12 protein-coding genes and 1 pseudogene are annotated in these 14,038 nt (G+C 42.3%); 11 read left to right on the forward strand and 2 right to left on the reverse strand.

What is annotated here, in order from left to right:
• Positions 1-59: 59 nt before the first annotated feature.
• The 6 genes from ACN6MW_RS23715 to ACN6MW_RS23740 are packed head-to-tail and all read left to right on the forward strand — an operon-like array spanning position 60 to position 9,855.
• Entirely contained in the window at positions 60-2,387 is a 2,328-nt protein-coding gene (locus tag ACN6MW_RS23715) for a dynamin family protein (protein ID WP_419872343.1), read from the forward strand.
• A gap of 12 nt (positions 2,388-2,399) precedes the next feature.
• Entirely contained in the window at positions 2,400-4,748 is a 2,349-nt protein-coding gene (locus ACN6MW_RS23720; protein WP_419872344.1) for a dynamin family protein, read from the forward strand.
• 31 nt (positions 4,749-4,779) lie between these two features.
• Positions 4,780-7,161, forward strand: a complete 2,382-nt coding sequence (locus ACN6MW_RS23725) for a dynamin family protein (RefSeq protein WP_419872345.1) — start codon at positions 4,780-4,782, stop codon at positions 7,159-7,161.
• A 22-nt stretch (positions 7,162-7,183) separates the two neighbouring features.
• Positions 7,184-8,377: a hypothetical protein gene (locus tag ACN6MW_RS23730; protein WP_419872346.1), complete on the forward strand. Its 1,194-nt coding sequence runs from the start codon at positions 7,184-7,186 to the stop codon at positions 8,375-8,377.
• Between the two features lie 24 nt (positions 8,378-8,401).
• The gene (locus ACN6MW_RS23735; RefSeq protein WP_419872347.1) at positions 8,402-9,523 is read left to right on the forward strand and encodes a hypothetical protein; all 1,122 of its coding nucleotides are present in this window, start codon (positions 8,402-8,404) and stop codon (positions 9,521-9,523) included.
• A 5-nt stretch (positions 9,524-9,528) separates the two neighbouring features.
• Complete coding sequence (locus ACN6MW_RS23740) at positions 9,529-9,855, forward strand: hypothetical protein (protein ID WP_419872348.1); 327 nt, start codon at positions 9,529-9,531, stop codon at positions 9,853-9,855.
• Positions 9,856-10,354: 499 nt separating this feature from the next.
• On the opposite strand, the gene ACN6MW_RS23745 is transcribed toward ACN6MW_RS23740, so the two are convergent.
• Complete coding sequence (locus tag ACN6MW_RS23745; protein ID WP_419872349.1) at positions 10,355-10,708, reverse strand: hypothetical protein; 354 nt, start codon at positions 10,706-10,708, stop codon at positions 10,355-10,357.
• Positions 10,709-10,853: 145 nt separating this feature from the next.
• On the opposite strand from ACN6MW_RS23745, the pseudogene ACN6MW_RS23750 reads away from it, so the two are divergent.
• The 4 genes and pseudogenes from ACN6MW_RS23750 to ACN6MW_RS23765 form a co-directional block, all read left to right on the forward strand.
• A pseudogene (locus ACN6MW_RS23750) lies at positions 10,854-10,985 on the forward strand (sigma factor); the annotation flags it as partial.
• Between the two features lie 115 nt (positions 10,986-11,100).
• Positions 11,101-11,250 carry a hypothetical protein gene (locus ACN6MW_RS23755; protein WP_419872350.1) on the forward strand — a complete coding sequence of 50 codons (150 nt, stop codon included), beginning with the start codon at positions 11,101-11,103 and terminating at the stop codon, positions 11,248-11,250.
• 5 nt (positions 11,251-11,255) lie between these two features.
• A complete protein-coding gene (locus tag ACN6MW_RS23760) occupies positions 11,256-11,999 on the forward strand; it encodes a recombinase family protein (protein ID WP_419876428.1) in 744 nt (247 codons plus the stop codon).
• Between the two features lie 86 nt (positions 12,000-12,085).
• A complete protein-coding gene (locus tag ACN6MW_RS23765; protein WP_419872351.1) occupies positions 12,086-12,655 on the forward strand; it encodes a hypothetical protein in 570 nt (189 codons plus the stop codon).
• Positions 12,656-12,790: 135 nt separating this feature from the next.
• Here ACN6MW_RS23765 and ACN6MW_RS23770 read toward each other — a convergent pair whose 3' ends face one another.
• Entirely contained in the window at positions 12,791-13,396 is a 606-nt protein-coding gene (locus tag ACN6MW_RS23770; RefSeq protein WP_419872352.1) for a hypothetical protein, read from the reverse strand.
• A gap of 316 nt (positions 13,397-13,712) precedes the next feature.
• Here ACN6MW_RS23770 and ACN6MW_RS23775 point away from each other — a divergent pair, with 316 nt between their 5' ends.
• Positions 13,713-14,027, forward strand: a complete 315-nt coding sequence (locus ACN6MW_RS23775) for a helix-turn-helix domain-containing protein (protein ID WP_419872353.1) — start codon at positions 13,713-13,715, stop codon at positions 14,025-14,027.
• Positions 14,028-14,038: the final 11 nt, after the last annotated feature.

Consider the following 14,038-nt stretch of genomic DNA (forward strand, 5'->3'; position numbering starts at 1 on the left):
CTTCAGGGATAAACCTCTTTTTCGAATTGTGAATCCTTAATAAAGGAATGAATCTAAGTATGGAATCAGCAGTCAGTAACAAGTTCGAAGCAGAGCTGCTTCAGCTTATTGAAAGCTTTCAGTCTTTAGATCTAAGTGCAACCTCTGCAGAAGGCTATTACAGGAAAACTGCAGAAGCACTAGCTAAGCAAGTCAGGGAGAAGGAATTTAGGGTCACAGTGGTTGGAGAGTTTAGTGCAGGTAAGTCAACCTTTCTAAATGCATTGATTGGAAAGGATATTCTTCCTCATGCTCTAACTGAAACAACAGCAACTGTTACCTATATTCGAAATGTATCGCCAACCCATCCTGATGTAGATACCATTAAGGTGCATTTTAATGATAGTCAGCGCGAGCCAGTTATCTTTAATATGAAGACAGACCCGGAGGCGCTAAAAACATATACCACAACACAATCTCAGATCAGAGTCGCCCAGGAAATTAAATATGTTGAGGTATTCGTTAATTTTAGACATACGAATGAACCAATTGTCTTCATTGACACGCCTGGTCTTAATGGGGTTGCTGATGGCCATCGTGATTTAACTATGCACGAGATTAAGCAAGCTCATGCGAGCATCTGTCTGTTTCATTTAAGAAGCCTGGCACATAGTAACTTAGAGTTCTTGAAGATCTTGCATAAACATCAACGTTCTTTTTTGTTTGTGCTGAATTTTATTGATGAGATTAAGACCTCAGAAGGTGACAGTGTCGAGCTGAAAATAGCTACATTACGTGAGCAATACTTGAATCAAATAGAAGAACAGCAGGATATTGCTACCTCTACTAGATTTTTTGGCGTATCCGCCTTAAAAGCGTTAGCAGGAAAAGATACATCGATACCTAGGTTATATAACGGAGACCTAAAGGATCTGACGTTGGAAGAGCGGTCGATATTACTATCAGAATCTTTATTTCCGAAGTTTGAAGACAGTCTGTGGTATGACGTGCTAAGTGGAGAAAAAAATCAAGTGTTTCAAACCTCGATCTACCTGAGCTTTAATACTTTGCTTAAGGAGATAATAGAGGAACTGAGGTCTGCTAAGCAGTTTTCTCAGGTCAAGCTAGACGAGAAGGAAACAGATGAAATTACGAAAAGACTTGCTCAGCTAGAAGGACTCACGAAACGCAATTGGGAAAAGCTGAGCCATTATATGACGAGTCGTCAGGCCGACCTTGATAAGATAGTTAGAGCTAAGTTGGATGAGGACCTGGAGAACATTATGAATCAGCTTGGCGTAAACATGCGACAAGACGATTTCGAAGCCTTTGAGCTAGCCATGAAGCAAAATTCGTATAGCAAACAGCTGCAAAACAAGACAAGCATGCTGTCACACGAATATCAGTTGTATCTAACTTCGATATTGGAGGAAATTTATCAAACATCGATTATGCGAGTTCAGGAATACAGTCCTACGGTATCAATCGAAACAAGCCATAAGGGACTCCGCATTAAAGCAGTTAATTTTGATGGTAATGACTACAAGTTTGAAAAACAACTTTCAACTCTCCAGGAGAAGAAAATAGATCTTAAGGTACAACGCGGCGAGATTGTAGATCTACAGCTATCGATTTCACAAGAGCTACAATATATGGAGACAAAGGCAAAGCAGTTGAATGAAGGCATCCTGAAGTCGAATGAACAGCAGCTGATAGAGCAGAGGCGACTTGGCTCTGAACCCAGTGTGAGGACACGGACAGAAACTCGTTATCGAACGGTAGAACGTTCCAAAATTAACCCATTGCGCTGGATTGGTAACAAAACCTATGAAGAATCTTATAACGTAGACGTGCCGGATACAACTGATCGCGACCAATGGCGAAAGCAAAAGGATCAAATCCAGCTTAAATACGCTAAGCATAAGGACGATCTTCAAAAAGAAAGTACACAGCTGCAAATTAGAAAAAAGCAGTTTGCCACGAAGGCTTCCCAGCACACGGACATGCTGCAAGCCATTGACCATAAGTTAAGTCAAATTGAGCATGACCTGAGGCGGAAGCAAATCGAATATGAAGAGGTCCTCATGAAGGCCAAGAATGAGTTTATACGATCGGAGAAGCGAAGGTTGCTTGAGCAAATCAACCAGTTTGTTCAAGACAAGGTAAAGCCAGGGCTTATTGAGTCCATCAAGCTCAATATTGATGAAAATATGTCAGATGTCCGCCAGCAGGTGCAAACTTATTATGAGAAGCACCAAAGTGAAGTGAAGCGTAGGCTTACAATCATGCTTGAGGAAAGCAAGGAGTCCCTTCAACAGCAGGTTGCTCCTTTTGAGACGCTACAAATCACTATCGTTACATTACGAGAGCAATTAGAGCAGAAATACAACAATCGATTAGTCACCTAGGGAGGCATTATTATGGATACAGTTTGGATGAAAGAGCAGTATGAGGACCGTAAGCAAAGAGTGCTGAGCCTCCTTGATAACACTAAGGATTTTTTTGCAAAGAACAATCAACCTGTTCAAGCCCAGGCCTTTGAAACGCTATATAGACATTTAGAGGAAGGTCTTTTCTCTATCGTCGTTGTGGGAGAGTTCAGTTCCGGAAAGTCCACATTTCTGAATGCACTTATGGGAGATAAGTATTTACCTTCCTTTACGAATGAAACAACAGCCACCGTCAATTTCCTCCGGCACAAATCTGCAGGACCAAATGGGTATGGATCGGCTATTTATTATAAAGATTCAGATAAGACACCAGACTTCTCTGATTCGTCTGCTCAAACGATAGAGCGATTTGTTAGCACAAAAAGTGATCTTCAGGTTGTTCATGAAATCGATCGTGTAGAGCTCTTTCTTGAATCGGAGTTTCTTAACGACGGAGTCATGCTAATCGATAGCCCGGGATTAAATGGCGTAGCAGAGGGACACCGAGAAGTCACCGAAAAGCAAATCGAAAAGTCGCATGCCTGTATTTTTATGTTCTCCGCCGAGCAACCAGGCAGAAAAACTGATTTTGAGTTTTTGACGCAGCTTCGTTCTAAGGTAGATACCATTATTCTTGTCCTAAATAAAATTGACGTGGTAAAGGCTAGTGAGCAATCGGTGGAAGATGTCGTTCAAAGTCTTCGAATGAGCTATCGCATTTACTTTCCAGATCAACCGCTACCAGAAATTTGGCCCGTTGGGGCTTATCCAGCACTTATTTCTAGAAGCAATCAAGCACTTTCTTATCGAGGAAAAGAAAATCATTCCGAAGAGGAGAAGCAGCATTATCTGGCTATCTCAAAGATGGAAGCATTTGAGCAGCGTCTGTGGCGATTCCTGGTACAGGGTGAAAAGACACGACAACAGCTATATGCTCCAGTTGACCGGGTAAAGAAATTGCTCGCTGCTCGACAAGAAGAACTTAATGCTTTAAAACAGGATCTATCTGAGACTCAGGATACCCAGCATATCGAACTTGAGATGAATGAGCTGGAGAATGAAATTCGTCAAATTGAAGAGAAGCTAACGGAAAAGAAGCAAGAGCTCTTCGAGGAAATCAATAAGATTGTGAAGGAAACCAAGGAAAGTTTAAAAAGTAAGACCTATACGCTAAAGCAGCGTTTAATGAACGATGTCAATGACTGGACAGATCTTGATCAGGTACAACAGGATGTAGATTCATTCAATAAACGTATTCTACGTCAGTATCATCAGCTTGCGGAGAATGTCCATCAGGAGTTTATGGATGAGTTCTCTGAGCTTCTACGCGGCCGCTATAGAGAATATCAGCTTCAAATTGAAAATGAAATCAGTGCTAAACATGAAGGTATTGAATTCAAGCTAACTGGTAAGTTAGAAGCCGACTCATTCGACTTTCACTTTGGCTTAGACGAGTATCGCAACCGTAAAGAAAGCTTCGAGCGGGAGCTTGAGGAGCTAGAGGCACAAATAAGTGCGGTAACCGATGAGCGGCTGCAAGCAGATGAGCTTCGGAGTAAAAAGGTAGAGCTTGAAACAAAGTTAGATGACACGAAGCAACGAGAATTTACGTACTTAGCTGCGCTAGGACCTCGACCCGGGACAGATCGCCATGCGGAGGAGTTCACGGAAAGAAAATGGCGTGGTGGGATAGGCGGATTTTTTGGTAATCTATTTAAGGGAAAAAAAGAAGTTACGCGTATTTCTTACTATACCGACGATTCAGCTCGTATGGACTATGACGAAAGGGTCCAGAAGATTGAAGATCAATTCAATTTGGAAGCGCGTGAGTTGAAATTAAAAATGGACATGATGAGTGATCCAGAAAAGAGCCCTGAGCAGTATCGTCATGCACTTACTCAGCATGAAAAGATAAATATGAAAAAGCGCCAAGAGCGTGACCAATTTGAAGAAGAGTTCAAAAAGGAATTCCAGAAAAAGCATGCCGCTGCGCTTAGAAAAGTCCGGAATGAAATTGAGGATTATATCGACAGTCTTGAAAAGGATGCCGAAGAGGGATTCATCAAGCAGCTTCGTAGTCAGCGTAATCAGCTTTGTGATATTGCCGTTGACATTATTCAAAGCAATTTACAGCATCTCATCGCTCAAAAACAGCATCAACTAGATCTTCGTAAGCAGCAGCTCGAATCCTCAGTCGAGGAAAAGGAAGCTATCATTCAGCGTTGCGACGAGGAGATTAACGAAATCCAGTCCCTGCTTATGGATGCAATTTCCTTGGCAACTGAACTGGAGTTTGCTGAGGTTGATACCATAGCAACAGAAGAGGTTGCAATAGTGTAATGACGGACAAGGAAGGCGACGAGATAAGCTTATGCATGATATGATCAGAGGATTTAAAGAAATTGCGACTTATTTAGGCGAAGATAGCAGCTTACATTTGCTTGAAGGTCTAGCGGCTCGACAACAATCAGGACAGTTCTACCTTCCTGTTATCGGACAGTTTTCTGCGGGTAAGTCCAGTTTTTTAAATGCACTTTTTGGAATTAATTATCTTCCTACCAAAGGAACAGAGGCAACTGCCTATCCGACCTTTATCTCGCATGGTGAGGATGATCAAAGCTTTATTGAAAAAGTAGACGGAACGATATGGCCAATAGAATTAAAGTCTCTGCAGGAATATCAGCACACAGATGAACTGCCTATCCTGGGTGAGATACGAGCACTTCATGTAAAGCTCCATCATCCTTTACTGGAAAGTGGATTAGTTCTTGTTGATACCCCAGGCTTTAATACGCTTCAAAACTCCCATGAAGAGGTGACCCTGTCCGTTCTGCCGCAGGCGCAATACCTGATGTATGTTATGGGAAAATCACTGACTAATTATGATTCAATGCTACTCAACAAAGTTGAAGAGCTAGGGATAGAAGTCATCTTTGTTCGTACAAAACTAGATGACATCAAGGCATCTGAGGAGAAGGTAGAGGATTTACTGGCTCTGGAGGAGCAACAGATTGAAAAGCGTTTAGGCCAAAAGCGTCCCGTTTTTGGGGTAGCTTGTGATGTAAATGCACTCGAGCGGGAAGAGTGGAAGCAGCGGTTAAACCAAATTCGGCACTTTCTCCATCACGATATTAGCCAGCGTTTACAGGAGCTTTGGGAAGATAGCCTTGAACGTCGTATTGTTACCATAAAAAAGGATTTTACTCGGCTACTGCTTGAGAAAAGGGATCTGGTGCAGGCTGCTGAGGCGGTAAATGGTGAAGCGCTTGTGGACCAAGTGAACTATTTGGGGCAACAGCTTGAGCGAATGGAGCAAAACCACCGTTCAACCAGCAGGCAGTTTCAAAGTGATCTGGCCCCTTATCAAGCACGTATTATAAACGAGGCTAAGGCTTTAAAGGAGCCAGCCCTTACTACTTATGAATCGGAGCTACAGCAGCTACCCGGTATCAGCTCGCTACAAGCCCAAGCTCAGGATGCTGCGTTAAAGCAAATAGAGCGGTATATGAAGCGAGTAGAGACGGTACTGGCTACTAATGTTCAACGGATGCTCGAATTTGGCTTTACTGGGTTTCAGGATCAAATGAAAGATATAGCTGAGCAGTTTCAAAGCAGCTTGAGTCTATCGGCCTCTTTTGATTTGCGCCTTCCGGATGCAAGCGTGTTGGTTCAGAATCGTCAGTTTGCGGTGGAGCAAATCAGTGAGCAGCTAGAGAACTTATCCGGTCTGCTGCTGCAAAGCGACGAAGAACTCGCTAAATATGACCTCAGTAAAGAGCAGGTGCTCTACATGGTCCAAGAGGCCAGTAAGTCCGTGGCGGAAGCCCGAAGAGAGGGAAATGAATTAGCTCCCTACTCCCCTCATATGAAATATGTAGAGGGAGATACAAAGGCATCAGAGATTATGGGGACTATTGGGAACATTGCCGACTGGGCTATGGTTCTCATTCCAGGTAAAGCGGCTGCCAATGTTGTCACTAAAGGATCTAAATTAATTAAGGTTCCTCAAGCACTACAAAAAATAAATGGAACTGCTAAGGCTTTGCAGTCTGCAGCAAGTATTGCAGATAAGGCGAAGAAAACAGCGAAAATCATTGAAAAGGTAGATAAAGCGCACGATTTGCTAACAGCTGCTAAGAACATTCAAGATAAATTGAAAATGAAAACAGATCCTTCGAAGGCGGGGATTTTAGATGCGATTACGCTTGAATTTTGGTTCCGTAAGGCCGGCCAGCTTTTTGATACTCCTCCTCGAACTGAGCTGGATAAAGAAGCAGAAGTCGCTTATTTAAGCAGGAAGCGGGTCCTTGAGAATATGGTACAACAAGCGGTTCAGAAGGAAATGAACCATCTCGAAGAGCTCAGATTGTTACGTAGCCAAGAGGAACGCATGAAAAAGGAAAAGGACCTTCAGCTTCGACATCAGAAGACGCTAATGAAGCAACTGGAAGCTGAACAGGAAAAAGCCAATCGTCAGGCAGCCTTGAGTTATGCAAAGCAGCTGAAGGAGCTCTTTGAAAGAGAGCTTACTCATTTAGAAGGGCAGTTACTTGTTGAACTCGATAAGCAGTATAAAGAAGCTGTACAAAATATCATCATTACTGCGACGATGGAATACCGTCAAAAGATTGAGTCATTAAGAGAGACCCTGATGAAACTCTCGGAAGAAAAGAAAAGCAACGTAAGCAATGAAACTAGCACACTTCAACAGCTGGATGATTATTTGAAGTGGCTGAATGAAAACAAATCTTAGTAGGAGAGGAGGGGTGAACTCCGTGAATTCGATGAAGCGGCTGTTGCTCTCGCAACGACCAGTTTTTGTTGCTGGGATGCTTGGTGGAGAACGATATGAATGGTTTCGAGCCTTAGTTAATCCACAACATCAAAGCTTCATACCAGGTCGTGAGCAAGATGAAGGAGTGGAGTTTCCACTCTTTTTTTTCCCAAGCGAGCATGAAGAGGCGTGGGTGGAATATCAGAGCGGTGCATTTGCTCCACTCTCTACCTCTTCAAAAGAAGCTGATAGCCCAATTGCTGCGAAGTATTTTCCGGTCTCTAAGTACATAGTCCCTGAAGGGTTTATATTTATTGTTCTCTCTCCCTATGGAAAGACCTTTGAGAAGGATGTTAATGCAAGGTTTAATTTTGATTCTGGTGCATGGCGTAAACTTGGTGCTAGACTGCTTTGGATGGACACCTTTCCTTATGCTAAGCTTGATTCCATTGAGCTATTAACCCAGATTAAAGCTGATCTTGGAATGATGGATACAAAGGTATGCTTGATGCGTTCGGGTAGAAAGTACGCTTACTCTGATGTAAGTAATGAAGTAGAAGCATTAAAAGCAGCTGATCAGGAATGGGTTTGTCGTGGATTGTGCAGTGAAACAAAGATTATTGATTTAAATCCTGATCGTAGCGTGTTTACCTCCTTGCTTTACGGGCGGCATGCGTATGTGCCGCTTATACAAGAACAGGTTAAACGGTCAATTGAGGACAAGCAGGAAGTATTTAAACGATATTTTCATGAAGATTATGATCTTACCATCATGAGTCTCCTGACGGCTGATCTTCTTGAGCCTATCTTTGAATATAGCTTATGGCGCAAATCCAAAAAGGGGCTAATCCAGAACTGGAATAAACAACTTCTAAGGCAACTGTTTCCTGTCCTTGAGGATGCAATAAAGGATTTCTTGGAGATGCAACTAAGCGGTATTGAGCTCGTGGATATCTCAAGACTTGTGAACATCGTGCAAAACACGCTTTGGAAGGAAGCATTAGCCTCTACGCAAGAAAATATTCAAGAGCTCCAGCTTCCACCGGGTCTAGACAAGTTACAATACATGGCCGCTATCAATAAGCACAAAGTAATGTATATTGAGGCCTTCCATCAAGCGCTTCATGTAGGAGTACGACGACAGCTGGAGGAATTAATCTTGCGACACTATGCACTATGGGAAAAACTGGCTTAATTGCTTTAACATCAGGAGGGTCTTATGAATATTAAAGGAATGGTTGGTGCAGTGGTATTTGTCTTTACTGCCGCGCTACTTGTACCATTGTATGAATCTTATAACGCAATTGGTTATATTATTGCTGGATTAGTAGGCTGCATAACAGCCGGAATTAGTGTAGTCATTTCTGGAAAATGGACAGTACTGCAAGAGGAGAGGGCGGCTTCAAGATCACTCATTCAGAACACTATTCTTGAGAGTAAAGAGCAGTTTAACGAGCAGCAAGAACGCTTTGTTACCAGCTCAAAGCTTATACAAGAACAGCTACAGAAGGTAATCTCAGAATCGGTTGCCTTTCAACAGCAAACTCTTATGGAATTGAAGGCAGCTGTGAACGAAATGTCTCTGATAGGAGAGAATCAAAAAGATCAGACAAATCGAATTGTAGTTGAACTAGACGGCTTTACAACTCACCTTACGAATTTGTTTGAAGAGCGGATTCAAGAGGATTTAAATGTTATTCGAGAATCAAAGGATCTAATAAGTAATAATCTGTTTCAGCTTCGACAAGAGGTTGAGCAAGCTGAACTTAGACATGAAGCTTACCTAACTAAATTAGAATCCTCATTTAACCGTGTAGCTGAAATGGTTGTGACGAATCAGCAGATGCAAGTAAGTCAATTAAAACAGCATCTACTAGAAACTAAGGCAGCATCTGACGAATATTTCATTGAAACGAAACAGGTAATGACAGAGTATTTAAGTACACAAAAAGGGGACTTCCGTGACCTAGTGGAAGGTATGCAGAGCACACACAGGAATTTAGAGACCTCGGTTAGTAGCATATCCGACATGCTAGCGGCGAACTTAAAGGCGCAAGCTAGCCAACTTAAACAGCACCTGTCTGAGGTTAAGGTTGCATCGGAGGATCATTTGGATGATACGAAAGATGCGCTCAATGACATTCTGAAAGAACAAAAAAGGGAAAGCCGTTATGTAATGGAAGAGCTTCAGAGTACACATAAGTCAATTTTAGAGGAGATAACATCTCAAGGGACACGGCAACAGGCAAATCTGGAATTACTTCAAAGGCTCCAACAAGAAATTATGGATTTGAATCAACAGGATCTGCAGTTAATTTCGAAGCTGATGCAAGAGGTGTAATAGCTGTGGAGCAAATAGATGATACTACTATCCCCTTAACAGCGAAATCAAAGGTTCTCGATGTTCTGCATAATGTGGTGAACAGCTTCTATAACAATGAAAGCCTTCAAAGGAAGATAAGCTTATTAAGTATTCATCCCTCACCCAGTGCTCGAAAAATTGAAGATGATCTCCTAGTCATTGACGATTTAATTGGCAGTATAGAGCGCAACATTAGCTGTGGGAATATGAAAAGAGCTTTTCACTTTCTCCTTCTGTTAAAGAAAAGGGTAGGTGAAACCCAGATTAGAATACAAACTCTTGATTACTATGAACTACTGGTGACTATTTGATAATCGGTAGGACTATCTAAGAGGGCTGTGACAGGAAAAAAAACTGTCACAGCCCATTTTGTATGATGAGATATAAATTCTATTATAGTCCGTAGTTGATTACAAAAAATAGAATTACCTCTTTAAGTGATTCAAATATCTGTAATGCAGTTACTTGGTCAATGGCTCGAAGAGAGATATTACTGTGCTTTTCGCTAAGCGAAATAAAATGAAGAGCAGCATTTGCCTTACTCTTGATGTCGTATAGGATGTCGTTCATTTCTTTACTGCGTTCATTTTTAGATTGACCAAAAAGGCGCTCTAATGTGACAGAATTACCATCAGAGTTCACGGTCTGTCTTGGTAGTTAAGAATCTTTTCTTTAGTAGCACCTCAAGAATAACACGCATGTTAGCAAGTGAGCTCGGAGGATCTATTTCAATCACAGTACGAATTGAGGCTAGACGATTTGAGATATGAACCTTTGTTTCAGGATCTGGAATGCGCCCCAGTACCTGGTCTAAGCCATTTTCTTATTTGAATTGAGATGCATTATTTTCTTAGGTGACTCTAAGGAACTGAAAATGTCTCCAAGTAGTGCTAAGAAATCGGTTATTAATTCGTTGCTTAAAACTTCGTTTTTTGTTTCAAATGGATGTTCTATCCCATTACTCAGATTATAATCGAGTACTCCAAGCTCAGCATAGAGCTCTCCTTGTATCTGATAATATTTATACTCATGTTTAAACTGACTTTCTTCCTCAGTTTCTGCCTGGTCTTGATAGTATTGAGCTCTTTTGTTCATTCCTTCTTCAAGTAGAGCCAGTCTCATCCCACTAGCACGGAATTCAGTGAAACCAACGACACTTAACAAAGTGGCCGCTTTTTTTATTTTATTGCCGGCGGTGGAATGTAGAAGTAAGGTGGCTAAATTCTTGTCATTTATGTAATCAAGTTCTTGTCATCCGACAGCGGCGCTTTTGCTAACCATTGGTTACATCGTGTTGTGTTCACAACCTCATACAGGGGAGGATCTCGAGGATTTGATCTCGATCGGGACGATTGGATTGATCAAGGCGATCGAGAGCTTCCAAACCGGCAAAGGCACGAAACTCGCGACGTTTGCTGCTCGTTGTATCGAGAATGAAATATGGATTACAAAAGCATGCGTTAATAATTTCCAGAAAACGATGTGTCACATTCGCCACATACCTTGCGACATAGGAACCCGAACTAACGGAATCCAATCGCAAGGGGGCGTATAAGATGGCGGCAAGAACAACTAAGAAGGGCAGAATTTCTGCACCATTACACGCGGTAATTATCGAACCCGCTTCGAACGAAAACGATAAGGCGACCGATCGCACTACATTGATGATGGGTATTCCGGGGAATTTCTCGAACGTCCCGCATTGACGCGTTTGCGGGAAGATGTGAAAAAGGGAAGAATCAAATCAGTTATTTGCTACAAGCCCGATCGTTGGTCGCGTGACTTGGCGAATGCGCTTATCGTAACGAAAGAAATCAAAAGCCGTGCGGAAATCCAATTTGTTGAAGTGCATTTTGACGATAGTCCGATGGGAATGTTTTTCTTTCAAATTCTAGGCGCAACTGCTGAATTAGATAAAGCAATTATCAAGCAACGGACTATGGACGGTAGAAAATCAAAAGCAAGAAGCGGTAAGGTTGTCAAAGAAGATCATACTTACGGCTATACGTTTAACAAGGAAAAGGGTACGCGGGAAATCAACGAACAGGAAGCGGAAATTGTACGTTTAATATTCGATCTATTTATTAATCCGCAAAAACTTGCTGAATTGGCGGGTGATAGGAAATATAGTGGTCTTAATGGAATTGCACTTTTCTTAACGGCGCGGGGCGTCCCGACAAAAACACAAATAATGTTCGAAGCGGGTTTGACAAAGAAACGGGCAAGAAATGGTTGGGTTTGGCATAAGCAAGTCGTAAAACAAATCATAGAGAATGCATCCTACAAGGGGGAATTCTATCAAAATCGTTATAATACCGAAGGAATACTAGGCAATAAGTTTCGCGATAAGGAAGACCATGTTCAAATGACGGAACGACCGCGTGAAGAATGGATTCGTGTCCCATGTCCCATTATTGTTGACGAAATGACTTTCATCGTGCCCGTCAATTACTAGAGCAAGCACGAAGAAGAAGCGCAGGTTCATCCAAAAATAAATACTTGCTAAGTGGGCTTGTACGTTGTGGGGATTGCGGAAATACGATGGTCGGACGTAAGTCGAAAAATTGGGGAACATACGTCTTCGAATATTCCGACGTCAAGAATACAGCGGGCGCGAAGCATAAGGGTTGTGGGAATCGTAGCAAATGCGAAATGCTAGATTCCTTTGTATGGGATACGTTCGTAAAACTTATCGTAACACGCGGGCAAGCCGCCGCAACTGTTGAAGTCGAATCGCAACGATCGTTTGAAGAAATCGAACTAGATCGAATTGAAACCGAATTACAAAATATCGTTTCCCAACGTAAAGGTTACTATTCCATGATGTTACAGGCTACGCAAAACCCAAATGGCATTTTTAAGCCCGCAGAAATCGAGGATATGATACGTGAATTGAACGAACGAGAAGAAGGATTGATAAAGGAACGGGACGGACTGGCTTCGCAAATGGAAGCGAACAAGCAAGGTCAATTTTCAGAAGAAATCCTTGCCGTAACGATCGAACAATTTCTTGCGGAAGGTTCTCCCGAAACGTTGACGATTGAACGGAAACAAGAGTTTCTTCGTAAGGTATTCAGTGAAATCCGCGTATATGATAACGGAAGAGTCTAATTTTACAACTTCTAGGCGCCTTATGCGGGCGTCTTTTTAATTTATGGAATGGTAACCCAAAGCAAGCATTAAAACGTACTGTTACAAAAAGACCGGAAGCAGCTTGCCCCCGGTTTTGATCTTCAATATTCAAAATTATAGGTTCTTATCGACGAAATTACCTAATTCCGCAAAGTTTGCATACTCATTTTCTTTTGGCGGCGCGGTATTTGTTACGCCCCAATAGTCGCCTTTTATCGTATCTTCGTCAGGGAACGCGTACAAGTCCAGATCGTGCAATATGCGGTGCATGTAAACCAACGACTGCGGGTCTTGCTTGTCGCGGGCGATCGCAACAAGTGCAGAAAGGTTGCTCATGTCGATTGTTAAACCCTGTATTTCCGTTAGTTCAACGCCAATGTTCCGGTACTTTTGCGCGTTGAAAACTTCCGAAGATAAAAATTCGTACCATGCTTCGTGATTGTCTGGTGTGAAGCGATCAATACCGCCGTCCGTTAATTTCAGATCAAAGAACGCGTGAAATTCTTTCAACGTATTAACCGCGCGGGATTCCGACGAAAATTCCAGAAAATCAACGTTTTGCGGTACTTCTCTAGGCGTTTTCGTTTCGACTTCCGCCGCCTGTACCGTTTGTTCGTCGTTGTTCCCCATCACGTAAGTAACACCCCAGATAGTCAAAGAGCCCACTAGAGTGGCGGCGATTCCTACGCCTATAATCTTATCCTTTAATCTCGTTTTCATATGTCCCCCTAGATGTGCATACGTAGATATATGAATTCTAGTTTACCAATAATTTCATCATCAGGGAATAAAAAAATAATCCGACGCGTTTTAGGGGACGCCGGGCTTCGTGCGAATAGCTTCCTAACTTCCGATTAGGGTACCTCTAGTATATCGCTTTTTGACAAATTTATGGAATAAGCCGTGGTAATATTTATGATCTAATCACACGAAGCGATAATTGTAATACTTCGTCTTTCTCGTTGGACAAGACGGGCTTCGTTCCCGATTAGAGCTGGCGAAAGCATATATCGAAACGAACTATTGGAAAACCACATTGACCGTCTCGGATATTGTTAACGCCGTGAGGCTGGAGCGCAGCTACTTATTCCGCTTGTTCAAGAATGCAACGGGGATGCCTATCTCTAGCTATTTGACCGCATTCCGTGTCCGGCGCGCCTGCGAGTTAATGAAAACGTCCGACTTGTCTATCAAATCGATTGCTTTCTCAGTTGGTTATGGGGACCAATTGTATTTCTCCAAGGTATTCAAAAAAGCAACGTCACTTACTCCAACGGAATATTTGACGCTGCATGGCGCTTATCCGGCTAACGAAACAGCATACACTTTCCGGAAGCTCTATAATACCTAATCAATTTATCG

The sequence above is a fragment of the Pristimantibacillus sp. PTI5 genome (assembly GCF_048572955.1).
GTDB lineage: Bacteria > Bacillota > Bacilli > Paenibacillales > Paenibacillaceae > Pristimantibacillus.

Coding starts and splice junctions, on each gene's coding strand:
- ACN6MW_RS23715 (WP_419872343.1), top strand. CDS start 60: ATGGAATCAGCAGTCAGTAACAAGTTCGAAGCAGAGCTGCTTCAGCTT.
- ACN6MW_RS23720 (WP_419872344.1), top strand. CDS start 2,400: ATGGATACAGTTTGGATGAAAGAGCAGTATGAGGACCGTAAGCAAAGA.
- ACN6MW_RS23725 (WP_419872345.1), top strand. CDS start 4,780: ATGCATGATATGATCAGAGGATTTAAAGAAATTGCGACTTATTTAGGC.
- ACN6MW_RS23735 (WP_419872347.1), top strand. CDS start 8,402: ATGAATATTAAAGGAATGGTTGGTGCAGTGGTATTTGTCTTTACTGCC.
- ACN6MW_RS23755 (WP_419872350.1), top strand. CDS start 11,101: ATGGCGGCAAGAACAACTAAGAAGGGCAGAATTTCTGCACCATTACAC.
- ACN6MW_RS23765 (WP_419872351.1), top strand. CDS start 12,086: ATGGTCGGACGTAAGTCGAAAAATTGGGGAACATACGTCTTCGAATAT.
- ACN6MW_RS23770 (WP_419872352.1), bottom strand. CDS start 13,396: ATGAAAACGAGATTAAAGGATAAGATTATAGGCGTAGGAATCGCCGCC.